This is a genomic window from Streptomyces sp. NPDC052101 (assembly GCF_040680235.1).
Lineage (GTDB): Bacteria > Actinomycetota > Actinomycetes > Streptomycetales > Streptomycetaceae > Streptomyces.
This window is the reverse complement of the sequence record NZ_JBFAWH010000011.1, coordinates 18,689-44,926: the sequence shown is the minus strand read 5'-3', so window position 1 is coordinate 44,926 and position 26,238 is coordinate 18,689. Positions and strand designations below refer to the sequence as shown.

Below are 26,238 nucleotides of genomic sequence, written 5' to 3'. Positions count from 1 at the left end.
GATCACAAGAAGGTCACTAGGGTCTGGGCTCGAACCTCCGAACGGGTGATCGCTCACTCACTCACGAGAAGGAGTTCGTCCTCCGTGGCGTCCCACCGTCGACCCAAGCAGCAGAGTCGCGCCCGCGTGACCGTGCTGACCACCGCAGCCGCAGCCGCCGTCGTGCTGAGCGCGAACGCCGCCAACGCCGCGCCGAGCCAGAAGCTCAGCAAGGACCAGGTCAAGGCCAAGGTCGACGCGCTCTACGAAGAGGCCGAGAAGGCCTCCGAGAAGTTCGACGGGGCGAAGGAGAAGCAGCAGAAGCTGCAGAAGGAAATATCCACGATCCAGGACAACGTCGCGCGAGGTCAGCAGGACCTCAACAAGCTGCGCGACGGCCTCGGTTCGCTGGCCACCTCGCAGTACCGCTCCGGCGGCATCGACCCCTCGGTCCAGCTCTTCCTGTCCTCCAACCCGGACGACTTCCTCGACAAGGCCTCCACGCTCGACCAGTTGAGCGCCCAGCAGGTCGACGCGCTGAAGAAGATTCAGGACAAACAGCGCGAACTCGCCCAGGAGCGGACGGAGGCGAGCGAAAAGCTCAAGGACCTCTCCTCCACGCGCACCGAGCTGGAGCAGAAGAAGAAGGAAGTACAGGGCAAGCTCGCCGACGCGCAGCAGCTCCTCAACACCCTGACGGCCAAGGAGAAGCAGGAGCTGGCCGCCCAGCAGGAGCGCGCCGACCGCTCCTCCAGCTCGCGGGTGAACCTCGGCGACACCCCGCCGGCCTCCGGCCGCGCCGGGGCGGCCTTCTCCGCCGCCCAGAGCCAGATCGGCAAGCCGTACGTGTACGGCGCCACCGGCACCGCCTCCTACGACTGCTCGGGCCTGACCTCCTGGGCCTACGCCCAGGCGGGCATCTCCATCCCGCGCACCTCCCAGGAGCAGGCCACCATCGGCACCCGGATCGACTCGATCAACGACCTCCAGGTCGGCGACCTGGTGTTCTTCTACGGCGACATCCACCACGTCGGCCTGTACGCCGGCAACGGCCAGGTGCTGCACGCCCCGCACACCGGTGCCGTGGTCCGCTACGAGTCGATGTCCGACATGCCGTTCCAGTTCGGCGTGCGGGTCTGACCGCTCCGCGAAAACCGGTCCGACGCCCCGCGAAACACGCTCCGACGCCCCCGTGAAAGCCGCTCTGATACCCCCGCGATCGCGCGGGAAACGCTGACACGGGGGCGCCCGAACGGGCGAATCCCAAGAACCGAAACTGACTCCACGCCCCGCCAGCCACCTGCGATCAGAGGCGGGGCGTCACTGTGTGTTGCCATCACGGTCTTTGGCCGTGACCCTTCCGCACGGCTACTGTCTGCCGCGTTTCCCCGGCGCCGGGGCCTCCCCGTCCCCAGGCGCCGGGGGAGCGGTCTCCTGTCCGCCAGCAGAAGGACTGCCGTGGGGTCTCATCGCCGCCTTGCCTCGTCCGGTTTCGACCGGGGCGCCGTCGCCCTGTGCATGCTGTCGGCCACGGCCGCCGCGCTCGGGGCCGTACCCGCACAGGCCGCGCCGCACAGCGGCACCCGCGCCGAGGTGGACCGCCTCTACCAGGAGGCCGAGCAGGCGACCCAGGCCTACGACAAGGCCCAGGAGCGCTCGGACTCGCTGCGCCGCGAGGTGCGGGGCGCCCAGGACACCATCGCCCGGCAGCAGCAGCACATCAACACCCTGCGCGAGCAACTCGGTTCGCTGGCCGGCGCCCAGTACCGCTCCGGCGCCATCGACCCGACCGTCGCGCTGCTCTTCTCCGACGACCCCGCCGACTACCTCGACAAGGCGACCACCCTCGACCGCATCAGCGCCCAGCAGGCGGGCCGGCTGCGGGAGCTGGAGTCGGCGATGCGGGAGCTGGCCCAGGAGCGCGCGGCGACGGCCGGGAAGCTCGTCGAGCTGGAGAAGAGCCGCAGGGCCGTGGCCGCGCACAAGCGGACCGTCGAGCACAAGCTCACCCGGGCCCGGCAGCTGCTCGACGCGCTCCCGGCCGGCGAACGCGCCGCCTTCGGCCGGGCCTCCCGCTCCGACGACTCCGGCCGCCTCGACCTGCCCGACCTGACCGGTGTCTTCACCACCGAGGCCCCCGACGCCCGGGCCGCCGCCGCGGTGGCCGCCGCCCGCTCCGCCCTCGGCCGCCCGTACGTGTGGGGGGCGAGCGGCCCCTCCGGCTTCGACTGCTCGGGCCTGATGCAGTGGTCGTACGCGCACGCCGGGATGGAACTGCCGCGCACCTCGCAGGAGCAGCGCTTCGCCGGCCGGCAGATCCCGCTCTCCGACGCCCGCCCCGGCGACCTGGTGGTCTACCGCTCCGACGCCAGCCATGTGGGGATGTACGTCGGCAACGGCCAGGTCATCCACGCGCCCTATCCGGGAGCGGCGGTGCGCTACGACCCGGTCGGGATGATGCCGATCTCGTCGGTCACCCGGCCCTGATCGCGCCGCTCGCCGTTACGATCGGGAAATGGCTGGTCGCAGACGGGCGTGGGGCATCGGGGCCGTGGGCCTCGGTCTGCTGCTGCCGCTGGCCGGGTGCGGCGGCGGCACGGCGACCGACTCCGCCCGCACCGAGGTGCAGCACCTGCTCGACCGGCGCTCCGCGGCCCTCCTGCACCACGACGAGAGGGCGTACGGGGCGACGGGCACCCGGACCGAGTACACCCGGCTGCGCGCCCTCCCGCTGGCCTCCTGGACCTACCGGGTCACCGCCGTCAGCCGCACCTCCTCCGGCGCCACCGCCGACGCCGAGCTGAGCTACCGCGTCGCCGGGTACGACAGGGCCCCGGTCGACGCCAGCCGCACCCTCACCCTCGGCCGCGCCGCCGACGGGGGCTGGTACGTCACCGGCGACAAGCCCGCCGAGGAGGCCGGGCAGCAGCTGTGGGACCAGGGCCCGGTGACCGCAGTCGAGGGCGCGCACAGCCTCGTGCTGGGCACCGGCCGGACCGCCGCCCAGCTGCGCGCCTACGCCACCCTGGCCGACCGCGCCGTCCCGGCGGTCTCCCGCGCCTGGGGCACCGGCTGGAGCCGCCATGTCGTCGTCCTCGTCCCGCGGTCCCTCAAGGACATGGGGGGACTGCTCGGCTCGCCCGCCGCGAACTACCGGGGCATCGCCGCCGTCACCACCGGCGAGGCGGGCGGATCCGGCCGGGCGCCCGCGGACCGGGTGGTCGTCAACCCGGAGGCGTACGCCGTCCTCGGCGACCTCGGCAAGCAGGTGGTGCTCACCCATGAGACCACCCATGTGGCCACCCGGGCGGACACCACCGCCGCGACCCCGCTGTGGCTCTCCGAGGGCTACGCGGACTGGATCGGCTATCTCGGCACCGGCCGCACCCCCACCGAGGCCGCGCCGGAGCTGACCCGCGCCGTCCAGGACGGCCACCCCCCGGCCGCCCTGCCCACCGACCAGGACTTCGGCTTCACCAGCGACCCCACCAAGCTGGCCCAGGCCTACGAGAGCGGCTGGCTGGCCTGCCGGATGATCGCCGGCCACTGGGGCACGGCCCGGCTCGACGCCTTCTACCGCGCCGTCGGCGCCCACGGGAGACGGGCGGGCGCGGTCGAGGACGCGCTGAAGAAGGTGCTCGGCACCACGCCGGGAGCGTTCACCGGGCAGTGGCGGGAGTATGTGCGGGCGCAGCTGAGCCGGACCGAGTGACCTCGGCCCGACCCGCCGTGCAGGACGGTCAGCCGGACCGGCCGAGCGCCCCGACGGCCTCGCCTGCGCTGTGTCGTCCCCCATCCGCTGCCGATGGCCTGCTTCAGCGCGCCTCGGCGGGGTCCTGGAGGGCGCCGGCAAAGCCCCGACGCTGCTCCGGGTCACCCGGCTCGGCACAGCGGTCCAGCTGCCCCCTGGCCTACGCCCTGCCAGGCGCCGGCGCTCGCAGTGGGCGGCCGTGACGCTGCTGCCAGGTCGGCAGGGCCTGGAGCGGGCCGTGATCCCGTTCGTGCGCGTCGGGCGGGTCAGGAGGAGACGGGAGCCGGGCCGGCTCGGGCGGCAGGGGTCGGGCGGCGGTTGAGCGCCACATCCGGCGGGCCGCCCGGTGTCTGCCTGGTGCTGGCGCTCGTGATGGTCGTGCAGTGGGCGGGCGTGACGCTGCTGCCAGGTCGGCAGGGCCTGGAGCGGGCCGTGATCCCGTTCGTGCGCGTCGGGCGGGTCAGGAGGAGACGGGGGCCGTGCGGGGCCGGGCCGGCTCGGGCGGTAGGGGGGCGGCAGGGGCAGGGGTGACGGTCGAGCGCCAGAGCCGGCGGGCCGCCGAGAGCGCGGCCGCGACCAGCAGGCCGTTGCGCGTCACCAGCAGCAGGACGCCGTACCGGTCGCTGGTCACCACGTGCGCGAAGCCGAGCGGGAACTCCAGGACCGTCACGAAGGACGCGGCCACCACCATCAGCGCGGGCGCCCCCATCCGGCTCGCCCGGTACGACAGGCAGACCGCGGCCAGGCCCACCAGCCACACCAGGTACTGCGGGCTGATCACCCGGCTGGTGACCGTGAACAGCAGGACGGCCGTGAAGGCCGCCTCCGCGAGCATGTGCGGCGCCCTGCCCACCGCCCGCAGCCGCCACAGCAGCAGCCAGCCGAACGCGGCCGCCGTCAGCACCAGCGCCAGCGTGCTGACCTGGTCCACATGCGGGCCGACGAACTCGACCGAGCCGTAGTTCAGCAGCACCTGGCCGCTCCAGCCGAAGTGCCGGGCCACATGGAAGACCAGGGAGCCCACCGACTCCACCTCGGTGCCCCGGTTCCGCTGGAAGGCCAGGAAGGCGAAAGCGCCCGGCATGGACACCGCGAACAGCGCCGCGAGCCCGGTCGCCGTCACCGTCGCCGACGCCCACGCCCGCCGCCGGAAGGAGCCCACCAGCAGCAGCACCGGCCACACCTTCAGCAGCGCCCCGAACGCGGCCAGCGCGCCCAGCACCCGCGGATGCCGGGCCCCGGCGAGCAGCGCCGCCACGGCCACCGCGGTCACCATCACGTCGTAGCGGGCGTACACCGTCGGCCCGAGCAGCGGCACGCCCGCCACCCACACCCAGGCACCGCGCGCAGACCGGCCGGGCCGCCGGCCCGCATACAGCAGCAGCCCCGTGACGACCACGTCGGCGAGGAAGGCCAGCACGAAGAAGGCGTGCTCGTACGACAGGAAGGGCAGGACGGCGGGGGCGAGGACCGGCAGGGCGGCGGCCGGCGGGTACTGCCAGGTCACGTCGTCCAGCGGGAACGTTCCCTGGCGCAGCACCTCGTACCAGCCCCGGTAGATCACCGAAACGTCCGAGGTGACGTCCAGGTCCGAGAAGGCGTACACCCCGAAGACGAACAGCAGCAGCGCCGCACGGGTCACGGCCCAGGTCGCGAGCAGCCATGCCAGGGACCGCCCGGCGCCTTTGGTCTCCACGTGATCCCCTTGCCGTTCGATTCCCGCTTCGCTGTTCGCTGCCGTGTCCGCTTTCGCGTGACCATGATGTCCTGACCGGCTGTGCGCATGCCACAGACCCGGCCGCACCCTGCCGTGGACAGCCCATTCGGTCCGGCCCGCCGGAGCCCATTGGGTAGGGTCGGCGGCAATGCACAAGACGCTGATCGTGACCAACGACTTCCCGCCCCGGCCGGGCGGCATCCAGGCCTTCCTGCACAACATGGCGCTGCGCCTGGACCCCGGCCGGCTGGTCGTCTACGCCTCCACCTGGAAGCGCAGCCGGGAAGGCATCGAGGCCACGGCCGCCTTCGACGCGGAGCAGCCCTTCACCGTCGTGCGCGACCGTACGACCATGCTGCTGCCCACCCCGCAGGCGACCCGGCGGGCGGTCGCCCTGCTGCGCGAGCACGGGTGCCGCTCCGTGTGGTTCGGCGCGGCGGCTCCGCTCGGCCTCATGGCACCGGCGCTCCGCAGGGCCGGCGCCGAGCGGCTGGTGGCCACCACCCACGGCCACGAGGCCGGCTGGGCCCAGCTGCCCGCCGCCCGGCAGCTGCTGCACCGGATCGGTGAATCGACGGACACGATCACGTACCTGGGCGAGTACACGCGGTCGAGGATCGCCACGGCACTCGCCCCGGCGGCCGCCGACCGCATGGTCCAGCTGCCGCCCGGCGTCGACGAGAAGACCTTCCACCCCGGCTCCGGCGGCGACGAGGTCCGCGCCCGCCTCGGCCTCACCGACCGCCCCGTCGTGGTCTGCGTCTCCCGGCTCGTCCCGCGCAAGGGCCAGGACACCCTCATCCAGGCCATGCCCCGCATCCTCGCCGCCGAGCCCGACACCGTCCTGCTCGTCGTCGGCGGCGGCCCCTACGAACAGGATCTGCGCCGCCTGGCCCGCGAGACAGGCGTGGAGTCGTCGGTCCGCTTCACCGGCGCGGTCCCCTGGTCGGAGCTGCCGGCCCACTACGGCGCGGGCGACGTCTTCGCGATGCCCTGCCGGACGCGACGAGGCGGCCTGGACGTGGAGGGCTTGGGGATCGTCTACCTGGAGGCCTCCGCGACCGGCCTCCCGGTGGTGGCGGGCGACTCGGGCGGCGCACCGGACGCGGTCCTGGACGGGGAGACCGGCTGGGTCGTCCGGGGCGGCGAGCCGACGGAGGCCGCGGACCGGATCGTGGCCTTGCTGGGCGACCCCGAGCTGCGGCGGCGCATGGGCGAGCGGGGCAGGCAGTGGGTGGAAGAGCGCTGGCGCTGGGACCTGTTGGCGGAGAAGCTCAAAGCCCTGCTGTAAATCCGGACGGCGACTCTAGGCGGAACCGGAAAATCCGCACATGCTGCCCGCATGACAGCACAACTGATGCAGCGTCAGCTGAGTAGACGTCAGATACTGGGCATGATCGCCCTCCAGACCGCCGCCACGGCGGGCTTCACCCGCATCGGCCTCCAGTCCGCGCGGGCCGCCGAACCGGCCGCCGTCGACAACGCCCCGGCCATCGTGGTCGGTTCCGGCTACGGCGGCGCCGTGGCCGCCCTCCGCCTCGGCCAGGCCGGTATCCCCACCCTCGTCCTCGAAATGGGCGGGCTGTGGAACACCGCCGGCAGCGACGGCAAGGTGTTCTGTTCCACCTCCGCCCCCGACCGGCGCTCCATGTGGTTCCGCACCCGCACCGAGGCCCCGCTCGCCGCCTTCCTCTGGCTGGACGTGGTCAACAAGGACATCAGCCCCTATCCCGGCGTCCTGGACCGCGTGCACTACGACAACATGTCCGTCTACGTCGGCCGCGGCGTCGGCGGCGGCTCCCTGGTCAACGGCGGCATGGCGGTCACGCCCCTGAAGTCGTACTTCACCGAGCAGTTCCCGACTGTGGACGCCGACGAGATGTACGGCACCTACTACCCCCGGGCCCGCGCCATGCTCGGCGTCAACACGATCGACCCGGCCTGGTTCGAGTCCACCGAGTGGTACCGGTTCACCCGCACCTCCCGCAAGGCCGCCGGCAACGCCGGCCTGAGGACCACCTTCGTGCCGAACGTCTACGACTTCGGCTACATGCAGCAGGAGGCCGCCGGCACGGCCACCAAGTCCGCGCTCGCCGGCGAGGTCATCTACGGCAACAACCACGGAAAGCGCAGCCTCGACAAGACGTATCTGGCCGCCGCCCTCGGCACCGGCAACGTCACCATCCACACCATGGAGAGGGTGAAGTCCATCAGCAGGGCCGGCGACGGGTCGTACGTCCTGACCGCCGACCGCATCGACACCACCGGCGCGGTCGTCGAGACCAAGAGCTACGGCTGCACGTACCTCTTCCTCGGCGGCGGCAGTCTCGGCACCACCGAACTCCTCGTCCGCGCCCGGGACACCGGCACCCTGCCCGACCTGAACTCCGCCGTGGGCGCGGGCTGGGGCACCAACGGCAACACCATGCTCGGCCGCGCCAACCACATCTGGGACACGGTCGGCGCCAACGAGGCGACCATGCCGGTGATGGGCATCGACGACTGGGCCAACGCCGACAACCCCGTCTTCGCCGAGATCGCCCCGCTGCCCATGGGCTTCGAGCACTGGATCAGCCTGTACCTCGCGATCACCAAGAACCCCGAACGGGCCTCCTTCACCTACGACTCCGCCTCCGGCGCGGTGAAGCTCGGCTGGAGCGCCGCCCAGAGCGCGGTCTCGGTGAGCATGGCCAAGAAATTGTTCGACCGGATCAACCTGGCCAACGCAACCATCTACCGCTACGACCTGTTCGGCCCGACCAGCAAGGTCTTCGCCGACGACTTCACCTACCACCCGCTGGGCGGCTGCGTCCTCGGCAGGGCCACCGACGACTACGGCCGGGTGCAGGGGTACGACCGGCTGTACGTCACCGACGGCTCGCTCGTGCCCGGCAACATCGGCGTGAACCCCTTCGTCACCATCACCGCGCTCGCCGAACGCACGATGGCGCGGGTCCTCGCCGAGGACACCGCGCCATGACACTCCGTCAAATCCGGCCGGAGGCATGCTACTTCGCGTAGATCGCCTCGATCTCGGTCGCGTAGTCCTTCGCCACCACGTTCCGCTTGAGCTTCAGCGACGGGGTGAGGTGGCCCGACTCCTCCGTGAACTGGGAGGACAGAATGCGGAACTTCCGCACCGATTCCGCCTTCGACACCGCGGCGTTGCCGTCGTCGACCGCCGCCTGGATCGCCGCCAGCAGATCCGGGTCGTCCTTCAGCGACGCCGCGGTGGAACCCGCCGGCTTGCCGTGCTCCTCGGCCCAACGGCCCAGGAACTCGTCGTCGATGGTGACCAGCGCGCCCACGAACGGCCGCCCGTCGCCCACCACCATGCACTCCGCGACCAGCGCGTGCGCCCGGATCCGGTCCTCGATCACCGCCGGAGCCACGTTCTTGCCGCCCGCCGTGACGATGATCTCCTTCTTCCGGCCGGTGATCCTGAGGTAGCCGTCCTCGTCCAGGGTGCCGATGTCGCCGGTGTGGAACCAGCCGTCGGCCAGCGCCTCCGCCGTCGCGCCCGGGTTGTTCCAGTACTCCTTGAACAGGTGCTCGCCGTGCAGCAGCACCTCGCCGTCGTCCGCTATCCGGATCACCGAGCCGGGCAGCGGCTGGCCGACCGTGCCGATCTTCTGCCGGTCCCAGGGGTTGAACGCGGTCGCCGCACAGGACTCGGTCAGGCCGTAGCCCTCCAGCACCGTGAAGCCGATGCCCCGGAAGAAGTGGCCGAGCCGCTCGCCCAGCGGGGCACCGCCGGAGATGGCGTACTCGCCCCGGCCGCCGAGGACCGCGCGCAGCTTGCTGTAGACCAGCTTGTCGAAGACCTTGTGCTTGACCTTCAGGCCGAACGACGGGCCGGAGGCGCTGTCCAGCGCCTTGCTGTAGGCGATCGCGGTGTCCGCCGCCTTGTCGAAGATCGCGCCCTTGCCGTCCGCCTGCGCCTTGGCGCGCGCCGAGTTGTAGACCTTCTCGAAGACGCGCGGGACGCCGAGGACCAGCGTCGGCCGGAAGGCGGCCAGCTCGTCGGTGAGGTGCTTGATGTCCGGGACGCAGCCCAGCTTGATCGGCGCCATCATCGGGGCGATCTGCACCAGCCGGCCGAAGACGTGCGCGAGCGGCAGGAAGAGCAGCACCGAGCACTCGCCGGTACGGAACAGCGGGCGCAGCCGCTCCACGATGTTGCCGCACTCGGCGAAGAAGCTGCGGTGGGTGAGCACACAGCCCTTGGGGCGGCCGGTCGTACCGCTCGTGTACACGATGGTCGCCGGGTCGTCGGCCCGGGCGAGCGAGCTGCGCTCCTCCACCGTGCCGTCCGACACGTCCTGTCCGAGCCGCGCCAGCTCCTCGATGCCGCCGGCCTCGATCTGCCAGACGTGCTTGAGGGCGGGCAGCGACTCGCGCACCGACTCCACGGCCGCCGTGTGACCGTCCAGCTCCACGATGCACGCGGTCGCGCCCGAGTCGGACAGGATCCACTGCACCTGCTCCGGCGAGCTGGTCTCGTACACCGGCACGGTGACCGCGCCCGCGCTCCAGATCGCGAAGTCCATGAGCGTCCACTCGTACCGGGTGCGGGACATCAGGCCCACCCGGTCGCCCGGCTGCACCCCGGCCGCGATGAGGCCCTTGGCGGCGGTGTGCACCTCGGCCAGGAACTCCCGGGCCGTCACGTCCTGCCAGCTCCCGCCGGCCTTGCGGGCGATGACGGCGACGTCGGGATGCTGCGCGGCGTTTCTGCGGACGATGTCGGTCAGGTTGCCGTCCGCGGGGACCTCGTACAAAGCCGGAAGGCTGAACTCGCGCAAGACTGCTGCTCCTCATAGGGCGCCGACGCCACGACACTGTGTGATGCGACGGTGCGGTCCAAGGCTCGGGCTGGTGCTCTGGGCTTCGGTGGTTGAAATCCAGAGCACGACTGGACTGCCCGGACGTTACCCGCCGGTATGGCGTTCCCGACAGGGGGTCCGAGCGAGATGTTCGCTGCGTCACACATGTTGGCGTTCCTGCGCGCACAGTAGTCCACGGCTGAACCGACCGGCGAGTAACCGCAGGCGGCACCGACACTGTTCACGCACACCGCACACGCCTACCCTTGATCGTCATGGCATCCACACCCTCCGGTACCCGAAGGACCCGCGTCCACGTGGTCAGCGACGTGCACGGCAACGCCCGGGACCTGGCCCGGGCCGGCGAGGGTGCCGACGCCCTGATCTGCCTGGGCGACCTCGTCCTCTTCCTCGACTACGCCGACCACTCGCGCGGCATCTTCCCGGACCTGTTCGGCAAGGAGAACGCCGACCGCATCGTCGAGCTGCGCACCGCCCGCCGCTTCACGGAGGCCCGGGAGTTCGGCGCCCGGCTGTGGGCCGGCATCGGCGCGGACCGGGCCGGGGCCATAGAGAAGGCGGTACGCAAGCAGTACGCCGAGCTGTTCGCCGCGTTCCCCACCCCGACGTACGCCACCTACGGCAACGTCGACATGCCGCCCCTGTGGCGGGAGTACGCCCGCCCCGGAACCACCGTGCTCGACGGCCAGCGGGCCGAGATCGGCGGCCGGACCTTCGGATTCGTCGGCGGCGGCCTGAAGACGCCCATGCGGACGCCGTACGAGATCGACGACGAGGAGTACGCGGCGAAGATCGAGGCGGTCGGCGAGGTCGACGTACTGTGCACGCACATCCCGCCGGAGGTCCCCGAGCTGGTCTACGACACCGTCGCCCGCCGCTTCGAACGCGGCAGCCGCGCCCTGCTGGACGCCATCCGCCGTACGAAACCCCGCTATTCGCTCTTCGGGCATGTGCACCAGCCGCTCGCGCGCCGTATGCGGATCGGCGCGACCGAGTGCGTCAACGTGGGCCACTTCGCGGGCTCGGGGCGGCCCTGGGCGCTCGAATGGTGACCGGTGGAAGGCCGCCGGGACATGGGGTTGAAGGCGGCAGGTCGGCGGCGCGGTAGCCTTCACGCTGCACACACGTGCGCACGACGACCTCAGTACCGGCCCGCATCTGGAGGAGCCACGGCGATGGCGGAACACACCAGCTCGAGCATCACGATCGAGGCGGCAACGGCCGACGTCATGGGGGTGATCGCCGACTTCGCCCGCTACCCGGACTGGACGGGCGAGGTGAAGGAGGCGGAGGTCCTCAAGACCGACGACCGGGGCCGCGCCGAGCAGGTCCGCCTCGTCATGGACGCGGGGGCGATCAAGGACGACCAGACGCTGGCCTACACCTGGACCGGCGACAACGAGGTCTCCTGGACCCTGGTCAAGTCCCAGATGCTGCGTTCCCTGGACGGCTCGTACCTCCTCAAGCCCGTCGGCCCCGGCAGCACCGAGGTCACCTACCTCCTGACGGTCGATGTCAAGATCCCGATGCTCGGCATGATCAAGCGCAAGGCGGAGAAGGTCATCATCGACCGCGCGCTGGCGGGCCTGAAGAAGAGGGTGGAGTCGGGGGAGAAGTAGTCACCCCGGTTCGCCACCCGCGCACGGCGGTACCGTTCACCCTCATGCGCACCATCCTGATCACGGGCCCCGGCGGCAGCGGTCGTACGACGATCGCCGCCGCCACCGCGCTCACCGCCGCCCGCGAGGGCACCCGCACCCTCCTGCTCGGTGCCGACCGCACCGACACCCTCGGCGCCGCGCTCGGCCGTGCGACAGGACCGGCCCCCGAAAAGGCCGCGCCGAACCTCACCACCTGGCGCCCCGACGCCGCCGACCGCTTCCGGCAGGACCTCACCGCCTTCCAGGCCCGCGCCGCGAGCGTCCTCGACCTGCTCGGCGCCGCCCGCCTGGACGCCGAGGAGGTCACCCCTCTCCCCGGCGCCGAGGAACTGTCCTTCCTTCGCGCGCTCCGTGACGCCGCCCTCTCCGAGCGCTACGACCTCCTCGTCGTCGACCTCCCGCCGCTCCATCAGGCACTCTCGCTGCTCGCGCTCGCCGAGGAGCTGCGCCGCTATCTGCGCCGCCTGCTCCCGCCCGAGCGGCAGGCCGCCCGCGCCCTGCGCCCGGTCCTCGGCCGGCTGGCCGGCGTGCCCATGCCCGCCGACTGGCTGTACGAGACGGCGGCCCGCTGGGACGTCGAACTGGCCGCCGTCCAGGCCGTCCTCACCGACCCCGGCACCGCCGTACGCCTGGTCGCCGAACCCGGCCCGGCGGGCGCCGACGCCGTCCACACCGCCCGCCTCGGCCTCGCCCTGCGCGGTCTCGGCATCGAGGCCCTGATCGCCAACCGCACCCTGCCCGAGGCCACCCCCGACAGCTGGCTCTCCTCCCTCCTCGCCCAGCAGCGCAAGACACTCGCCGACTGGCGGGAGCAGCCCTGCGATGCTGATTGCGTTGTCCATCCCGTCCCGCACCTGGGCCGCGACCCGCGCGGCGGCGACGACCTCACCGCCCTCGCCGTACCCGCCGTCAATCCGGATCCCGCCCCGGTCGAGTGGCCCGTCGCCGACCGGATCGCCGAGGACGGCGTGCTGGTCTGGCACATCCCGCTGCCCGGAGCGATACGGGACGAGCTGGATCTGATCCGGCGCGGCGACGAACTCGTCATCACCGCGGGACCCTTCCGCCGGATCGTCCCGCTGCCCTCCGCCCTGCGGCGCTGCACCGTCGCCGGGGCCGGCCTGCGCGAGGGCGAACTGCGCGTCCGGTTCGCCCCCGACCCCGACCTCTGGCCCACCGGCGGACGGTGAGCCGGGTACGCCCGTTCGGGTAACGTCGTAAAGGCGAACCGTAGTCAGGAGTCCGCCATGAGCGAAGAGCGTCCCGCAACCGACTCGTCCGAGGAGCAGGACCGGGCGACCGACGCCGATGCCTGGGCCACGGCCTGTGCCGAGGACCTCGCCGCCGAGAAGGCCCGCCGCCGCGCCGAGCACGGCCCGCAGCCCGGCTCGGCCGCGGAGGAGCTGAAGAGACTCGTGGACACGGTGGCCGACAAGCTGTCCGGCCTGCAGTCACCGCTCCTCGGCGGCCTCGCCGGACCCGCCGCCCAGCAGGCGGTGCGCCAGGTCGTCCAGCAGGCCAAGGCCGCCGTCGAGCCTGTCATAGAGCGCAACCCGGACGTCTTCGACCACCTGGCCGCGGCCGGCAGCGAGCTGCTGGCCGCCTACCGCTCCGCCGTCCAGGCCCAGGAACGCCGCTGGACCGCCGGCTCGGCCGGCCTCGCGGACGAGTGGCGCGACGACCGGCGCGACCGGGGTGAGGGCAGCGGTCCGGGAGAGCGCATCGACCTGGACTGAAGCCGTCCCCCGGCAGGGCCTCGGGTACGGTTGGCCGTAGCGGGGCTCGACCGAAACTGAGGGATTCATGGGACTCACCATCGGCGTCGACATCGGCGGCACCAAGATCGCGGCCGGCGTGGTCGACGAGGAAGGCAACATCCTCTCGACCCACCAGGTGCCGACCCCGGGCACGCCCGAGGGCATCGTGGACGCCATCGCCGCTGCCGTCGAGGGCGCACGCGTGGGGCACGAGATCGTCGGCGTGGGCATCGGTGCGGCCGGCTATGTGAACCGGCAGCGCTCGACGGTCTACTTCGCGCCGAACATCGACTGGCGCCAGGAGCCGCTGAAGGAGAAGGTCGAGGCCCGCGTGGGCCTCCCGGTCGTGGTCGAGAACGACGCCAACGCCGCCGCGTGGGGCGAGTACAAGTTCGGCGCCGGCAAGGGCCACCGCAACGTCATCTGCATCACGCTCGGCACCGGCCTCGGCGGCGGCATCATCATCGGCAACAAGCTGCGCCGCGGCCACTTCGGCGTGGCCGCCGAGTTCGGTCACATCCGGATGGTCCCGGACGGCCTGCTGTGCGGCTGCGGCTCGCAGGGCTGCTGGGAGCAGTACGCGTCGGGCCGGGCGCTGGTGAGATACGCCAAGCAGCGCGCCAACGCCACCCCCGAGAGCGCGGAGCTGCTGCTCTCGCTCGGCGACGGCACCCCCGACGGCATCGAGGGCAAGCACATCTCCATGGCCGCCCGCCAGGGCGACCCGGTCGCCGTCGACTCCTATCGCGAGCTGGCCCGCTGGGCGGGCGCCGGCCTCGCCGACCTGGCCTCCCTCTTCGACCCCTCCGCGTTCATCGTCGGCGGCGGCCTCTCCGACGAGGGCGAACTGGTCCTCGACCCGATCCGCAAGTCCTACAAGCGCTGGCTGGTCGGCGGCAACTGGCGCCCGGTGGCCGACGTGATCGCGGCCCAGCTCGGCAACAAGGCAGGCCTGGTGGGCGCGGCCGACCTGGCCCGGGAGCCCGACCCGATCATGTAACAGACGTTCGCTGTACTCACTCAGGGGCGCGGGGCTGTACAAACATGCGGCTCCGCCGCGTGGGCGCGACCAGCCGCACCACACCGGCAGTCGCACACGAACCTCGCGCCCCGAGCTGTCGGGCGTACATTGATCCACATGGAGCTTCCCAACTCCCGCACAGAGTCGGACGGTTCACCCGTCATCCGCGTCCTGAGCTACAACATCCGCTCGATGCGCGACGACACCGCCGCCCTCGCCAGAGTCATCACCGCCTGCGCCCCCGACCTGGTCCTCGTCCAAGAGGCCCCCCGATTCCCCCGCTGGCGCAAGAAGCTCGCCCGCCTCGCCGCGGCCTCCGGCCAGGTCATCCTCACCGGCGGCGGCACCGCCGCGGGACCGGCGATCCTGTGCTCGCTGCGGGCCACCGTGGAGCGGACGGAGGACATCCTGCTGCCCCTCACCCCCGGCCTGCACCGGCGCGGCCTCGCCACGGCGGTCGTCCGCTTCGGCGCCGCCCGCGTGGGCGTCATCAGCTGCCACCTCAGCCTCGACAGGAACGAGCGGTACGAGCAGGGCGCCATGGTCCTCGACCGCCTCGCCGGACTCGGCGTGGAGCACGCCGTCGCGGGCGGCGACCTGAACGAAAGCCCCGGCGGCCGGACCTTTCGCCTCCTGGCCGGCAGCCTCCAGGACTGCCGCGCCGTGGCCCCCTGGGGCGGCGAGAACACCTGGCCGCACAGCGCGCCCCCGCAGCGCATCGACGCCGTCTTCGCGACCAAGGGCATCGAGGTGCTCGGCTGCGGAGTCCCCCTGGACCAGCCGGGCGTCACCCGGGCCGATCTGACCGCTGCCACCGACCACCTCCCGGTCCTCGCCGCGCTGCGCGTACCGGTGGCGTGACCGGGCACGCGGAACCGGGGGGTCAGCGGAACCGGCGGGTCAGACGACCGCGCCCCGCCCCGGGTCGTCGTCCTCCTCGTCCGTGCGCATCCGCACGACCAGCGTGGCGAAGCCGCCGAGGAAGCCGCCGATGCCGAGGGTCGTGAGCCACCAGGTCATCTCCCAGCCGAACAGCACCGCCAGCAGCAGCAGAACCGGCCCGCCGACGACACCCAGCCAGGCGAACTTCGCGGTGGTGTCGGCGGCCGGCAGTGGCGGCGGCTCCGGCGGCACGAAGTGGCCCTCGCCGTCCTCGTCGTCCTCGGAAGGCTCCGGCGGCGAGTAGTCGCGCGGGCCGACGCCGGGCGCGAACGAGACCGAGCTGCCCAGCGGCCGGACCGGCGCCTTGTCGGTGCCGCTCTCGGCGTCCTTCTCCGGCTCCGGTTCCGGCAGCGCCAGGTCCTCCACCGGCTTGAAGGGCCGTGCGCCCGGCGGGTCCGGCGGTTCCTCGCCGTACCCGGCGACGATGGCGCGCCAGGCGGCGTCCTCGTCGAAGCGCGCCCCCTGCTCGTCCGACTCGCTGCCCTCCCGGCCCTCGCGGTCCTCGCGGTCGGACTCGTGCTCAGCCACCTGTGGCCGTCCCTTCCTTGCCGAGACTGGGTGCGAGCCGGCCCATGAAGGCGAGGCTCTCCTCGAAGATCCGGTCCGCATCCTGGTCCAACGTCGCCACGTGGTAGCTGTGTTCCAGCACGATCTCCGTCACGTCCGTGGACGACACCCGGCTGAGCACCCGGGCCGAGTCGGCCGCCGGGACGACATGGTCCTGCGCGCTGCGCAGCAGCAGCAGCGGCTGGGTGACCTGGGGCAGCTCGCCGTCCAGCCGGCGCAGGAACTGCCGCAGCGAGTGCGCCGCGTGCAGCGGCACCCGGTCGTACCCCAGCTCCGCCGCGCCCTCCTTCGCGATGTCGCTGGCGATGCCCTTCGTCGTCCGTACGAGATGCCGGGCCACCGGAAGGGCGTACGCCGACAGGCCGTGCACCTTGTTCGCCGGGTTGACGACCACCGCGCCCGTGACCCGCTCGCCGTGCCGGGCCGCGAGCCGCAGCGCCAGGGCGCCGCCCATGGACAGGCCCGCGACGAACACCCGGGAGCAGCGCTCGGTGAGTTCGGCCAGCTCGCGGTCCACCTCCGCGTACCAGTCCTGCCAGCCGGTGAGCTGCATGTCCTCCCAGCGGGTGCCGTGGCCGGGCAGCAGTGGCAGCGACACGGTCAGGCCGTGCGCCGCGTGGTGCTCCGCCCAGGGGCGCAGCGACTGGGGCGAGCCGGTGAAGCCGTGGCAGAGGAGGACCCCCACCTCCCCGCCCTCGTGGCGGTACGGCTCGGCTCCGGGGAGGACCGGCACCTTCGACGCTCCTGTTCCGGTGAGAGGGCCCCCACCGGTGGCCGGCAAAGGCGAGAGGGAAAAGCGCGGATGTGCTTCACCGTACGCGACCGCACTGACACCGACCAGGGTCGTCGGGCTCATTGACGGTCCTCCGGGTTAAGGTCTGTTCGACGGAAACAGGAGGCACACGGGTGTTGTACGGCACGATGAAGGTCGCCATCGGAGGGCCGCTGAAGGTCGCCTTCAGGCCCTGGGTGGAGGGCTTGGAGAACGTACCGGCCGAGGGCGCCGCCATCCTGGCGAGCAATCACCTCTCCTTCTCGGACTCGTTCTTCCTGCCGGCGGTCCTGGAACGCAAGGTCACCTTCATCGCGAAGGCCGAGTACTTCACCACCCCCGGTGTGAAGGGCCGGCTGACGGCGGCCTTCTTCAAGGGCGTCGGACAGCTCCCGGTGGACCGCTCCGGGGCGCGCGGCGCCGGCGAGGCCGCGATCAAGAGCGGCATAGAGGTGCTGGAGCGAGGCGAGCTGTTCGGCATCTACCCCGAGGGCACCCGATCGCCCGACGGCCGGCTCTACCGGGGCAAGCCCGGCGGCCTCGCGCGCGTGGCGCTCGCGACGGGCGCGCCGGTCATCCCGGTGGCGATGATCGACACCGAGAAGATCCAGCCGCCCGGCAAGGTGATGCCCAAGCTGATGCGGCCCGGCATCCGTATCGGCAAGCCGCTGGACTTCAGCCGCTACGCCGGGATGGAGCACGACCGCTTCGTCCTGCGCGCCCTGACCGACGAGGTCATGTACGAGATCATGAAGCTCTCAGGCCAGGAGTACGTCGACATGTACGCGACCGCGGCCAAGCGGCAGATCGCGGATGCGGCGAAGGCGGCCAAGGAAGCGGAGAAGGCCAAGGAAGCCGAGAAGAGGACAGAGGCCTAGCGGGCTGACGAGAGGGGCCGGGGAACGGGGGGACATGCCCAAGCGCGAGCGCGTCATGAGGATGTCGGTCGAGCTGCCGCTGTGGCGCGCGCTCGCCGGCTACCGCGTGCTGACCATGCTGTACGCCATCGGTCTGTGCGCCACCGCGTACTCCCACTTCGTGCGCCCCTGGGTCGCCGTCACCTACTACGCCGTCCTGGCCGTGTGGACCCTCGCCACCCTGCCGTGGGTACGCAACGCGGCGAGCTGCACCAAGCGCTTCCTCGCCGCCGACCTGGCCATCGCGCTCGCCGGCATCCTGCTCACCCGGCTCGCCGACAGCCACGAGCGGATCGCGGGCGGCGGCCCCACCCTGCCCTCGATATGGACCGCCGGCGCGGTGCTGGCCTTCGCCATCAAGGGCGGCTGGCGCTGGGCGGCCGTCGCCTCCACGGCCGTGGCCGCCGTCAACCTGGTGGAGCGCGGCCACCCCGCACGGGACACCGTGCACAACGTGATCCTGGTCTGGGTCGCCTCGATCGCCATCGGCTACGTCGTGGAGGTCGCCCGCGCCTCCGAGGCCACCCTCGCCCGCGCCCTGGAGATCGAGGCGGTGACCCGGGAGCGGGAGCGGCTGGCCCGGGACATCCATGACGGCGTGCTGCAGGTGCTGGCCATGGTGCAGCGGCGCGGCGCGGTCATCGGCGGCGAGGCGGCGGAGCTGGGGCAGCTCGCGGGGGAGCAGGAGGTGGCGCTGCGCACGCTGGTCTCCGGCGGTCTGGTGCCGGTCTCGCGGGTGTCGGAGGACGTCTCCGCCGGAGCGTTCGTACGCGCGGTGGAGGAGCCTGACGACGAGGGCCCGGTCGACCTGCGCTCCCTGCTCGCCCGCTACGCGGGTGCCCGGGTGACCCTGGCCGAGCCCGGGGCACCGGTCGAGCTGCCCCGGCCGGCCGCGCGGGAGCTGGCCGCCGCGGTCGGCGCCGCCCTGGACAACGTACACAGGCACGCCGGCGAGCAGGCCCGGGCCTGGATCCTGGTCGAGGACGAGCCGGACGAGGTCGTCGTGACCGTCCGGGACGACGGCCCCGGTATCCCCGAGGGCCGGCTCGTCCAGGCCGAGGGCGAGGGCCGGCTCGGCGTGGCCCAGTCGATCCGGGGGCGGGTGCGCGACCTGGGCGGCAGCGCCGAGCTGGTCTCCGTCCCCGGACAGGGCACGGAAGTCGAACTGAAGGTACCGAAGGGCGCCGGACGGGCGCGGGGGAAGAAGGCGGGGCGTCGATGAGCGAGCAGCAGGACCCGATCAGGGTCATGGTGGTGGACGACCACCCCATGTGGCGTGACGCGGTCGCCCGGGACCTGGCCGAGTCCGGTTTCGAGGTGGTCGCGACCGCGGGCGACGGCGAGCAGGCGGTCCGCCGGGCCAGGGCCGCCGCCCCCGATGTGCTCGTGCTGGACCTCAACCTGCCGGCCAAGCCCGGTGTCCAGGTGTGCAAGGAACTGGTCGGCCACAACCCGGCGTTGCGGGTCCTCGTGCTCTCGGCGAGCGGCGAGCACGCCGATGTGCTGGAGGCCGTGAAGTCCGGTGCAACCGGCTATCTGCTGAAGTCGGCCTCCACCGAGGAGTTGCTGGACGCCGTGCGCCGTACCGCCGTAGGCGACCCGGTGTTCACGCCGGGCCTCGCCGGACTGGTCCTCGGCGAGTACCGCCGGCTGGCCTCCGAGCCCGCGCCGGCCCCCGACACCGACGAGCCCGGCACACCGCGGCTTACGGACCGCGAGACGGAGGTGCTGCGGCTGGTCGCCAAGGGCCTGAGCTACAAGCAGATCGCCGAACGCCTCGTCATCTCCCACCGCACGGTCCAGAACCATGTGCAGAACACCCTCGGCAAGCTCCAACTGCACAACAGGGTCGAGCTGGTGCGGTACGCCATAGAGCGCGGACTCGACGACGAGTAGCGCCGCCGGGGCGCTTTCCGGCAATGCACCGAAATCACCCGTCCCGCCTCTCCCGGTGTGACCTGAGTCACCGTTAGCGTGACCGCCTGTCAGGGAATCGCGGTGAAGGGACTTTTCCATGCGCGTCGGAGTACTGACCGGAGGCGGCGACTGCCCCGGTCTCAACGCCGTCATCCGGGGCGTCGTCCGCAAGGGCGTGCAGGAATACGGCTATGACTTCGTCGGCTTCCGGGACGGCTGGCGCGGTCCCCTCGAAGGCGACACCGTCCGTCTCGACATCCCCGCGGTGCGCGGCATCCTGCCCCGCGGCGGCACGATCCTCGGCTCCTCGCGCACCAACCCCCTCAAAGCGGACAACGGCATCCGCCGGATCAAGGACAACCTGGCCAAGCTGGACGTCCAGGCCCTCATCGCGATCGGCGGCGAGGACACCCTGGGCGTCGCCGCGCGGCTGTCCGGCGAGTACGCGGTGCCCTGCGTCGGGGTGCCCAAGACGATCGACAACGACCTGTCCGCCACCGACTACACCTTCGGCTTCGACACCGCCGTCAACATCGCCACCGAGGCCATCGACCGGCTGCACACCACCGCCGAGTCCCATATGCGGGTCCTGGTCGTGGAGGTGATGGGCCGGCACGCCGGCTGGATCGCCATCCACTCGGGGCTGGCCGGCGGCGCCAACGTCATCCTCATCCCCGAACAGCGCTTCGACGTCGATCAGGTCTGCGCCTGGGTCACCTCCCGCTTCCGGGCGTCGTACGCGCCGATCGTGGTCGTCGCCGAGGGCGCGATGCCCAAGGACGGCGACATGGTGCTCAAGGACGGGTCGCTGGACTCCTTCGGGCACGTCCGGCTCTCCGGGGTCGGCGAGTGGCTGGCCAAGGAGATCGAGCGCCGCACCGGCAAGGAGGCGCGGACCACGGTCCTCGGCCATGTCCAGCGCGGCGGCACGCCCAGTGCCTTCGACCGCTGGCTCGCCACGCGCTTCGGGCTGCACGCCATCGACGCCGTCCACGAGGGCGACTTCGGCACGATGGTCGCTCTGCGCGGCACCGACATCGTCCGCGTCCCGCTCGCCGATGCCACGGCCAAGCTGAAGACCGTGGACCCGAAGCTGTACGCGGAGGTCGGGGTCTTCTTCGGCTGAGGGGTTCAGGCCGAAGCGGAGGTCCGGGGGCGGCAGCCCCCGGACAGCCGGCCGACGAGTTCGTGCACTACGGCGGCCCCGTTCAGGCTCAGCACCGACTCCGGGTGGAACTGCACCCCGCTGAACCCCGGCCCCCGCATCGCATGCACCTCGCCGCTGGCCGCCCGGCTCACCTCGATCCCGTGCGCGGCCAGTTCGCTCGCCTCCTCGTCGTCGCAGCGCGCCACGAAGCTGTTGTAGAAGCCGACGGTCTCGGCCCGCCCGAACAGGTCGATCGTGGTCTGCGCCCCCTGGTACGGCACCTCCTTGCGGACGATGTCCAGCCCCAGTTCGGCCGCGATCAGCTCATGGCCCAGGCAGATCCCGAGCACACCGTGCCGGTGCCCCCGGAGCACGGTGGCGGTCAGCTCCCGCAGGAACCGCATCTTGGGGTCGGCGAGGTCCGCCGGGTCGCCCGGGCCGGGGCCGAGCACCACCGGGCCCTCGTGCGCGAGCACCGCCGCCCGCAGCCCCGGCTCGTCGTACCGCCGTACCGTCACCTCCAGACCGCCCGAGCGCAGCACGTGCGCCAGCATCGCGGTGAAGGTGTCCTCGCCGTCGACGACGAGGGCGTGGCCGGTCAGGCCCTGTACCGGCTCCTGCATCCGCAGCCAGAACGGCGCCAGCGACAAGCGCCGGCCGTCCAGCGCCGCCCGCACCCGCAGGTCGTCGGCGAGCCGGGGCCGCTCCCGCTCCGCGCGCGGCCGGGACGGCCGTACCCCGAGCGCCGCGAGCACGCCCGCCGCCTTCGCGTGTGTCTCCGCGACCTCGCCCGCCGGATCCGAGCCGCGCACCAGCGTGGCGCCGACCGGGACGCGCAGCTGCCCCCTGGCGTCGATGTCGGCGGTGCGGATCAGGATGGGGGAGTCCAGGGTCTGGGCGCCGCCGAAGTCCCGGCCGAGCAGCGCCAGCGCACCCGCGTAGTAACCGCGGCCGACACCGTCCCGCCCGAGGGGCTCATGGCGCTCGATCACCCGGCACGCGTTCTGCACCGGCGACCCGGTCACCGTCGCCGCGAACATGGTCTCCTTCAGCACCTCCCGCACATCCAGGGAGGACTTCCCGCGCAGCTCGTACTCGGTGTGCGCGAGGTGCGCCATCTCCTTCAGCCGCGGCCCCACGACCACGCCGCCCATGTCGCCGACGGTGCACATCATCTTCAGTTCCTCGTCGACGACCATCGACAGCTCCTCGACCTCCTTGCCGTCGGCGAGGAAGGAGAGGAGATGCTCGGGCGTCGGGCCCTCGGCGGGGTAGCGGTAGGTCCCGCTGATCGGGTTCATCACGACCGTGCCGCCGGACATCCTCACGTGTACCTCCGGGCTGGCCCCCACCAGCGTGCGCCCACCCGTCTCCCGCCCCCGCCCTTCCAAGGAAGGCCCTTCGGGCCCCTTTTGATCTCCGGTGTGCACGACGAACGTCCAGTACGCGCCCCGCTCGCCCTCCAGCAGCCGCCGGAACAGCGCGAGCGCGTCGGCCCGCGAGAAGCCGGGGATCCGGCCCTCGTACGTCCGCCGGATCACGAAGTTCGCGCCCTCGCCCGCGCCGATCTCCTCGTCCAGCACCCGTGCGACGATCCGCGCGTACTCCTCGTCGCCGACGTCGAAGCCGCCGCCCTCGACCCGCACCTCGTGCGCCGGCAGCTGGGTGAGCGCCACGTCGAGGGGGATCTCGTACGACTCCTCGGGGGTCAGCACCAGCAGCGGGGTGCCGTCGTCGCGGACGTCGAAGCCGCGCTCGCGGATCTGCCGGAACGGGACCAGGGCGAGGCCCTCGTCGGGCAGGTCGGCGAGCCGGTCGCGGCTGGTCACCGGGCCGAGCAGCAGCTCCACCGGGTGCTCGTCGCGGCCCGGGACGCGGCGGCGGAGCAGGGCGAAGGGGCGATCGTCGTGCAGGAGCTGTGCCAGGTCCATGGGTCCTCTTCCGTCGATGTCGGTGAGGAACGACCCCGGACACGCCGAAGGCCGCCCCTCGGGCGGCCTTCGCGAAGTCTTGCGTACGCGCAGTCAGTGGGCCGCCGGAGAAGCGGTCCACCACCAGTTCTGGATCGACAGCGCGAACATGGCAGGAACCCTACCGCACCCGGCCCCCGGTCCACAGGACAACCCTCGCGTCTCACCCTTCGAGCCAGAAGATGGGTCACACGACACGACCCCGTAATGTTTACGAGGTGACCGTGAACGCTAAGACCAGCCTTGGCGCTGGCAACACCTGGCGAGACCTGCCCGCGGCGCAGCAGCCCGAGTACCCCGACCCCGAGGCTCTGCGCGCAGTGATCGCGGACCTCGAGTCGTATCCGCCGCTCGTCTTCGCGGGCGAGTGCGACCAGCTGCGCGCCCGGATGGCGGCCGTCGCCAAGGGAGAGGCGTTCCTCCTCCAGGGCGGCGACTGCGCCGAGGCCTTCGACGCGGTGTCCGCCGACCACATCCGCAACAAGCTGAAGACGCTGCTCCAGATGGGTGCCGTCCTCACCTACGCGGCCGCCGTGCCCGTGGTGAAGGTCGGCCGTATCGCGGGGCAGTACTCCAAGCCGCGCTCCAAGCCGATGGAGACCCGCGACGGCGTGACGCTCCCGGTGTACCGGGGCGACTCCGTCAACGGCTTCGACTTCACCGAGGCGTCCCGCATCCCGGACCCCGAGCGGCTGAAGCGCATGTACCACGCCTCGGCGTCCACGCTGAACCTGGTGCGCGCCTTCACCACCGGCGGTTACGCGGACCTGCGCCAGGTGCACGCCTGGAACCAGGACTTCGTGAAGACCTCGCCGTCGGGCCAGCGCTACGAGCAGCTCGCCCGCGAGATCGACAACGCGCTGAACTTCATGCGGGCCTGCGGCACGGACCCGGAGGAGTTCAAGACCGTCGAGCTGTTCTCCTCGCACGAGGCGCTGCTGCTGGACTACGAGTCCGCGCTGACCCGCGTCGACTCGCGCACCGGCAAGCTGTACGACGTCTCCGCGCACATGGTGTGGATCGGTGAGCGCACCCGGCAGCTGGACCACGCGCACATCGAGTTCGCCTCGCAGATCCGCAACCCGATCGGCATCAAGCTCGGCCCGACCACGACGGCCGAGGACGCGCTGAAGTACATCGACCGCCTCGACCCCGAGCGGGAGCCGGGCCGGCTGACCTTCATCGTCCGGATGGGCGCCGACAAGATCCGCGACAAGCTTCCCGAGCTGGTGGAGAAGGTCACCGCGTCCGGCGCCACGGTGGCCTGGGTGACCGACCCGATGCACGGCAACACCTTCGAGGCGGCCTCCGGGCACAAGACCCGCCGCTTCGACGACGTGCTCGACGAGGTCAAGGGCTTCTTCGAGGTCCACAAGGGGCTCGGCACCCACCCGGGCGGCATCCATGTGGAGCTGACCGGCGACGACGTCACCGAGTGCGTGGGCGGCGGCGACGAGATCTTCGTCGACGACCTGCACCAGCGCTACGAGACGGCCTGCGACCCGCGGCTGAACCGCAGCCAGTCGCTGGACCTGGCGTTCCTCGTGGCGGAGATGTACCGGGACCAGTGACGATCCCGGGCTGACGATCTGGGGCGCGGATCACATCCGATCCGCGCCCCTCCCCACTTTTGCGGGCCCTGTGCGGCGGGTAAGGTTAGGTTTGCCTCACCGATCAAGGGGATGGCATTCATACAGCGATCCCGTCGGGAGGTGAATCCGCGTGTACGTCTGCAGCTGCTTCGGCATCACCGAGGACCAGGTCAAGCAGCACGCGGAGGGCGGCGCCTGCACCCCCCGCCAGATAGCCTCCGCCTGCAAGGCCGGCACGGACTGCGGTTCCTGCGTCCGCCGGATCCAGGCCCTCCTCGGGCGGGGCGCCTGCCCGCGCCGCGAGCTGGCCGACCAGGGCAAGCCCGCGCTCGCCGAGCTGTCCGGCCCGGTCGGCCTGGACGAGGCCGCCTAGTCCTCGCCTGGTCCGGTCAGCTGCTCTCGGGCTGCTCGATGATCTGCGAGATGTAGAGCGCCTCGCCGAGCTTCTCCACCAGCTCCAGCTGGGTGTCGAGGTAGTCGATGTGGTTCTCCTCGTCGGCGAGGATGTCCTCGAAGATGTTCGCGGACGTGATGTCGCCCTTCTCGCGCATCACCTTGATGCCCCGCTTCAGCCGGTCGATCGCCTCCACCTCGATCTGCCGGTCGGCCTCGAACATCTCCTTCACGGTCTGTCCGACGCGGACGTGGAAGAGCCGCTGGTAGTTGGGCAGCCCCTCCAGGAACAGGATCCGGTCGGTGAGCACCTCGGCGTGCTTCATCTCGTCGAACGACTCGTGCCGCGTGTACTTGGCGAGCTTGTACCAGCCGAAGTTCTCCTGCATCTTCGCGTGCAGGAAGTACTGGTTGATCGCGGTCAGCTCGCCGGTGAGCTGCTCGTTGAGGAACTCGATGACCTCGGGGTCGCCCTGCATCGCAGCGGCTCCTTCCACACGGGTACGGGGGAGGTATGCGGCGGCATGATTGCATCGGGGGCGAAGATCGTCCAGTAAGTGCGGACTTAGTAAGTAAGTGCTTAGTCGATGTAAGTTGTCCGCTTCGTGAAGCCATGGTCAAGGGCACAGCCCGAGGTCTGTCAGGATGGATACATGGGTCATCCGGTGGAGCGAGAGTCTGGAGCAGCGGCAGGGTCCGAGCTTCCGCCGGGTCAGCGGCTCCAGCGTGGCTGGCCGGTCACGCACTACGGACCCGTCCCCAAGTTCCGGCCCGAGCGCTGGGAGTTCCGGGTCTTCGGCGCCACCGCCGACGGAGACAAGCACACCTGGGGCCACGAGGAGTTCACGGCCCTGCCGTACACCACAGTGGTGGCCGATCTGCACTGCGTGACGAAGTTCAGCATGACCGGCTCGGAGTGGGGCGGCATCCCCGCCCGCACCATCCTCGACCTGGCCCCGCCGGCGCCGGACGTCACCCATGTGATGGTCTGGGCGGAGTACGGCTTCAGCTCCAACCTCCGCCTGTCCGACTTCGCCTCCGACCGCACGATCTTCGCCACCCACAAGGACGGTGAACTGCTCACCGCCGAGCACGGCTTCCCGGTCCGGCTGATCGTGCCCCACCTGTACGCCTGGAAGGGCCCCAAGTGGGTCCGGGGCGTCGAGTACATGACCGCCGACCGCCGCGGCTTCTGGGAGGAGCGCGGCTACCACAACATCGGCGACCCATGGAAGGAGCAGCGCTACTCCTACCAGGAGGGTCCGGGGGACGGCCCGGAGCTGTAGCC

Annotated in this window: 25 protein-coding genes; 18 read left to right on the top strand and 7 right to left on the bottom strand. The window is 71.7% G+C overall.

Translation table 11 applies throughout. The annotated features are described in order from the left end of the window. The first annotated feature begins 84 nt into the window (after positions 1–84). From AB0L75_RS20490 to AB0L75_RS20480, 3 genes are all read left to right on the top strand, one after another. The gene (locus AB0L75_RS20490) at positions 85–1,119 is read left to right on the top strand and encodes an NlpC/P60 family protein (protein WP_365182658.1); all 1,035 of its coding nucleotides are present in this window, start codon (positions 85–87) and stop codon (positions 1,117–1,119) included. A 318-nt stretch (positions 1,120–1,437) separates the two neighbouring features. Continuing rightward, entirely contained in the window at positions 1,438–2,466 is a 1,029-nt protein-coding gene (locus tag AB0L75_RS20485) for an NlpC/P60 family protein (RefSeq protein WP_365182656.1), read from the top strand. A 28-nt stretch (positions 2,467–2,494) separates the two neighbouring features. Further along, on the top strand, positions 2,495–3,691 hold the full coding sequence (locus AB0L75_RS20480; RefSeq protein ID WP_365182655.1) for a hypothetical protein: 1,197 nt from the start codon (positions 2,495–2,497) through the stop codon (positions 3,689–3,691). Positions 3,692–4,190: 499 nt separating this feature from the next. On the opposite strand, the gene AB0L75_RS20475 is transcribed toward AB0L75_RS20480, so the two are convergent. Further along, positions 4,191–5,426: a glycosyltransferase 87 family protein gene (locus AB0L75_RS20475; RefSeq protein WP_365182653.1), complete on the bottom strand. Its 1,236-nt coding sequence runs from the start codon at positions 5,424–5,426 to the stop codon at positions 4,191–4,193. A 169-nt stretch (positions 5,427–5,595) separates the two neighbouring features. Here AB0L75_RS20475 and AB0L75_RS20470 point away from each other — a divergent pair, with 169 nt between their 5' ends. Both AB0L75_RS20470 and AB0L75_RS20465 read left to right on the top strand, forming a co-directional pair. Beyond that, entirely contained in the window at positions 5,596–6,738 is a 1,143-nt protein-coding gene (locus AB0L75_RS20470; RefSeq protein ID WP_365182652.1) for a glycosyltransferase family 4 protein, read from the top strand. 102 nt (positions 6,739–6,840) lie between these two features. Beyond that, positions 6,841–8,427 carry a GMC oxidoreductase gene (locus AB0L75_RS20465; protein WP_365183113.1) on the top strand — a complete coding sequence of 529 codons (1,587 nt, stop codon included), beginning with the start codon at positions 6,841–6,843 and terminating at the stop codon, positions 8,425–8,427. A gap of 28 nt (positions 8,428–8,455) precedes the next feature. Here the strand turns inward: AB0L75_RS20465 and AB0L75_RS20460 are convergent, their stop codons facing one another. Next, positions 8,456–10,252 (bottom strand): AMP-dependent synthetase/ligase, encoded by a 1,797-nt coding sequence (locus AB0L75_RS20460; RefSeq protein WP_365182650.1) that lies wholly within the window; start codon positions 10,250–10,252, stop codon positions 8,456–8,458. Positions 10,253–10,548: 296 nt separating this feature from the next. On the opposite strand from AB0L75_RS20460, the gene AB0L75_RS20455 reads away from it, so the two are divergent. The 6 genes from AB0L75_RS20455 (at position 10,549) to AB0L75_RS20430 (ending at position 15,594) form a co-directional block, all read left to right on the top strand. After that, positions 10,549–11,346, top strand: a complete 798-nt coding sequence (locus tag AB0L75_RS20455) for a metallophosphoesterase (RefSeq protein ID WP_365182648.1) — start codon at positions 10,549–10,551, stop codon at positions 11,344–11,346. 123 nt (positions 11,347–11,469) lie between these two features. Beyond that, positions 11,470–11,913, top strand: a complete 444-nt coding sequence (locus AB0L75_RS20450) for an SRPBCC family protein (RefSeq protein ID WP_365182646.1) — start codon at positions 11,470–11,472, stop codon at positions 11,911–11,913. 44 nt (positions 11,914–11,957) lie between these two features. Then, a complete protein-coding gene (locus AB0L75_RS20445; RefSeq protein WP_365182644.1) occupies positions 11,958–13,145 on the top strand; it encodes an ArsA-related P-loop ATPase in 1,188 nt (395 codons plus the stop codon). A 57-nt stretch (positions 13,146–13,202) separates the two neighbouring features. Further along, entirely contained in the window at positions 13,203–13,691 is a 489-nt protein-coding gene (locus tag AB0L75_RS20440; RefSeq protein WP_365182642.1) for a DUF5304 domain-containing protein, read from the top strand. Between the two features lie 67 nt (positions 13,692–13,758). Continuing rightward, entirely contained in the window at positions 13,759–14,712 is a 954-nt protein-coding gene (locus AB0L75_RS20435) for an ROK family glucokinase (RefSeq protein WP_365182641.1), read from the top strand. A gap of 138 nt (positions 14,713–14,850) precedes the next feature. Beyond that, positions 14,851–15,594 (top strand): endonuclease/exonuclease/phosphatase family protein, encoded by a 744-nt coding sequence (locus AB0L75_RS20430; protein WP_365182639.1) that lies wholly within the window; start codon positions 14,851–14,853, stop codon positions 15,592–15,594. 39 nt (positions 15,595–15,633) lie between these two features. On the opposite strand, the gene AB0L75_RS20425 is transcribed toward AB0L75_RS20430, so the two are convergent. Together AB0L75_RS20425 and AB0L75_RS20420 are read right to left on the bottom strand one after the other, a co-directional pair. Then, positions 15,634–16,203, bottom strand: coding sequence for a hypothetical protein (locus AB0L75_RS20425; protein ID WP_365182637.1), 570 nt, complete (start codon positions 16,201–16,203; stop codon positions 15,634–15,636). After that, positions 16,196–16,975 (bottom strand): alpha/beta fold hydrolase, encoded by a 780-nt coding sequence (locus AB0L75_RS20420; RefSeq protein ID WP_365182636.1) that lies wholly within the window; start codon positions 16,973–16,975, stop codon positions 16,196–16,198. The genes AB0L75_RS20425 and AB0L75_RS20420 overlap by 8 nt, the downstream gene beginning before the upstream one ends. A gap of 188 nt (positions 16,976–17,163) precedes the next feature. On the opposite strand from AB0L75_RS20420, the gene AB0L75_RS20415 reads away from it, so the two are divergent. From AB0L75_RS20415 to AB0L75_RS20400, 4 genes are all read left to right on the top strand, one after another. Then, the gene (locus AB0L75_RS20415; RefSeq protein ID WP_365183110.1) at positions 17,164–17,892 is read left to right on the top strand and encodes a lysophospholipid acyltransferase family protein; all 729 of its coding nucleotides are present in this window, start codon (positions 17,164–17,166) and stop codon (positions 17,890–17,892) included. Positions 17,893–17,926: 34 nt separating this feature from the next. Then, a complete protein-coding gene (locus AB0L75_RS20410; RefSeq protein WP_365182634.1) occupies positions 17,927–19,153 on the top strand; it encodes a DUF5931 domain-containing protein in 1,227 nt (408 codons plus the stop codon). Beyond that, positions 19,150–19,827 carry a response regulator transcription factor gene (locus tag AB0L75_RS20405; RefSeq protein ID WP_365182632.1) on the top strand — a complete coding sequence of 226 codons (678 nt, stop codon included), beginning with the start codon at positions 19,150–19,152 and terminating at the stop codon, positions 19,825–19,827. The genes AB0L75_RS20410 and AB0L75_RS20405 overlap by 4 nt, the downstream gene beginning before the upstream one ends. A gap of 118 nt (positions 19,828–19,945) precedes the next feature. Beyond that, positions 19,946–20,974: a 6-phosphofructokinase gene (locus tag AB0L75_RS20400; protein WP_365182630.1), complete on the top strand. Its 1,029-nt coding sequence runs from the start codon at positions 19,946–19,948 to the stop codon at positions 20,972–20,974. 5 nt (positions 20,975–20,979) lie between these two features. Here the strand turns inward: AB0L75_RS20400 and AB0L75_RS20395 are convergent, their stop codons facing one another. Both AB0L75_RS20395 and AB0L75_RS20390 read right to left on the bottom strand, forming a co-directional pair. Next, complete coding sequence (locus tag AB0L75_RS20395; protein WP_365182628.1) at positions 20,980–22,926, bottom strand: anthranilate synthase family protein; 1,947 nt, start codon at positions 22,924–22,926, stop codon at positions 20,980–20,982. A 93-nt stretch (positions 22,927–23,019) separates the two neighbouring features. Beyond that, positions 23,020–23,076 (bottom strand): trp operon leader peptide, encoded by a 57-nt coding sequence (locus tag AB0L75_RS20390; RefSeq protein ID WP_073894098.1) that lies wholly within the window; start codon positions 23,074–23,076, stop codon positions 23,020–23,022. Between the two features lie 107 nt (positions 23,077–23,183). Here AB0L75_RS20390 and AB0L75_RS20385 point away from each other — a divergent pair, with 107 nt between their 5' ends. Both AB0L75_RS20385 and AB0L75_RS20380 read left to right on the top strand, forming a co-directional pair. Then, positions 23,184–24,536: a class II 3-deoxy-7-phosphoheptulonate synthase gene (locus AB0L75_RS20385; RefSeq protein ID WP_365182626.1), complete on the top strand. Its 1,353-nt coding sequence runs from the start codon at positions 23,184–23,186 to the stop codon at positions 24,534–24,536. A 151-nt stretch (positions 24,537–24,687) separates the two neighbouring features. Continuing rightward, complete coding sequence (locus AB0L75_RS20380; protein ID WP_365182625.1) at positions 24,688–24,930, top strand: (2Fe-2S)-binding protein; 243 nt, start codon at positions 24,688–24,690, stop codon at positions 24,928–24,930. Positions 24,931–24,946: 16 nt separating this feature from the next. Here AB0L75_RS20380 and bfr read toward each other — a convergent pair whose 3' ends face one another. Further along, a complete protein-coding gene (bfr, locus tag AB0L75_RS20375; protein WP_123977855.1) occupies positions 24,947–25,429 on the bottom strand; it encodes a bacterioferritin in 483 nt (160 codons plus the stop codon). Positions 25,430–25,603: 174 nt separating this feature from the next. Between bfr and AB0L75_RS20370 the strand changes: the two genes are divergently transcribed. Continuing rightward, a complete protein-coding gene (locus AB0L75_RS20370; RefSeq protein ID WP_365182623.1) occupies positions 25,604–26,236 on the top strand; it encodes a sulfite oxidase-like oxidoreductase in 633 nt (210 codons plus the stop codon). Positions 26,237–26,238 lie beyond the last annotated feature (2 nt).

Excerpts from the sequence above, each read along its gene's own strand:
- AB0L75_RS20410 (WP_365182634.1), top strand. The coding sequence starts at position 17,927 with ATGCCCAAGCGCGAGCGCGTCATGAGGATGTCGGTCGAGCTGCCGCTG.
- AB0L75_RS20370 (WP_365182623.1), top strand. The coding sequence starts at position 25,604 with ATGGGTCATCCGGTGGAGCGAGAGTCTGGAGCAGCGGCAGGGTCCGAG.
- AB0L75_RS20440 (WP_365182642.1), top strand. The coding sequence starts at position 13,203 with ATGAGCGAAGAGCGTCCCGCAACCGACTCGTCCGAGGAGCAGGACCGG.
- AB0L75_RS20415 (WP_365183110.1), top strand. The coding sequence starts at position 17,164 with ATGAAGGTCGCCATCGGAGGGCCGCTGAAGGTCGCCTTCAGGCCCTGG.
- AB0L75_RS20470 (WP_365182652.1), top strand. The coding sequence starts at position 5,596 with ATGCACAAGACGCTGATCGTGACCAACGACTTCCCGCCCCGGCCGGGC.
- AB0L75_RS20445 (WP_365182644.1), top strand. The coding sequence starts at position 11,958 with ATGCGCACCATCCTGATCACGGGCCCCGGCGGCAGCGGTCGTACGACG.
- AB0L75_RS20455 (WP_365182648.1), top strand. The coding sequence starts at position 10,549 with ATGGCATCCACACCCTCCGGTACCCGAAGGACCCGCGTCCACGTGGTC.
- AB0L75_RS20430 (WP_365182639.1), top strand. The coding sequence starts at position 14,851 with ATGGAGCTTCCCAACTCCCGCACAGAGTCGGACGGTTCACCCGTCATC.
- AB0L75_RS20465 (WP_365183113.1), top strand. The coding sequence starts at position 6,841 with ATGATCGCCCTCCAGACCGCCGCCACGGCGGGCTTCACCCGCATCGGC.
- AB0L75_RS20480 (WP_365182655.1), top strand. The coding sequence starts at position 2,495 with ATGGCTGGTCGCAGACGGGCGTGGGGCATCGGGGCCGTGGGCCTCGGT.
- AB0L75_RS20435 (WP_365182641.1), top strand. The coding sequence starts at position 13,759 with ATGGGACTCACCATCGGCGTCGACATCGGCGGCACCAAGATCGCGGCC.
- AB0L75_RS20400 (WP_365182630.1), top strand. The coding sequence starts at position 19,946 with ATGCGCGTCGGAGTACTGACCGGAGGCGGCGACTGCCCCGGTCTCAAC.
- AB0L75_RS20450 (WP_365182646.1), top strand. The coding sequence starts at position 11,470 with ATGGCGGAACACACCAGCTCGAGCATCACGATCGAGGCGGCAACGGCC.
- bfr (WP_123977855.1), bottom strand. The coding sequence starts at position 25,429 with ATGCAGGGCGACCCCGAGGTCATCGAGTTCCTCAACGAGCAGCTCACC.
- AB0L75_RS20395 (WP_365182628.1), bottom strand. The coding sequence starts at position 22,926 with ATGGACCTGGCACAGCTCCTGCACGACGATCGCCCCTTCGCCCTGCTC.
- AB0L75_RS20405 (WP_365182632.1), top strand. The coding sequence starts at position 19,150 with ATGAGCGAGCAGCAGGACCCGATCAGGGTCATGGTGGTGGACGACCAC.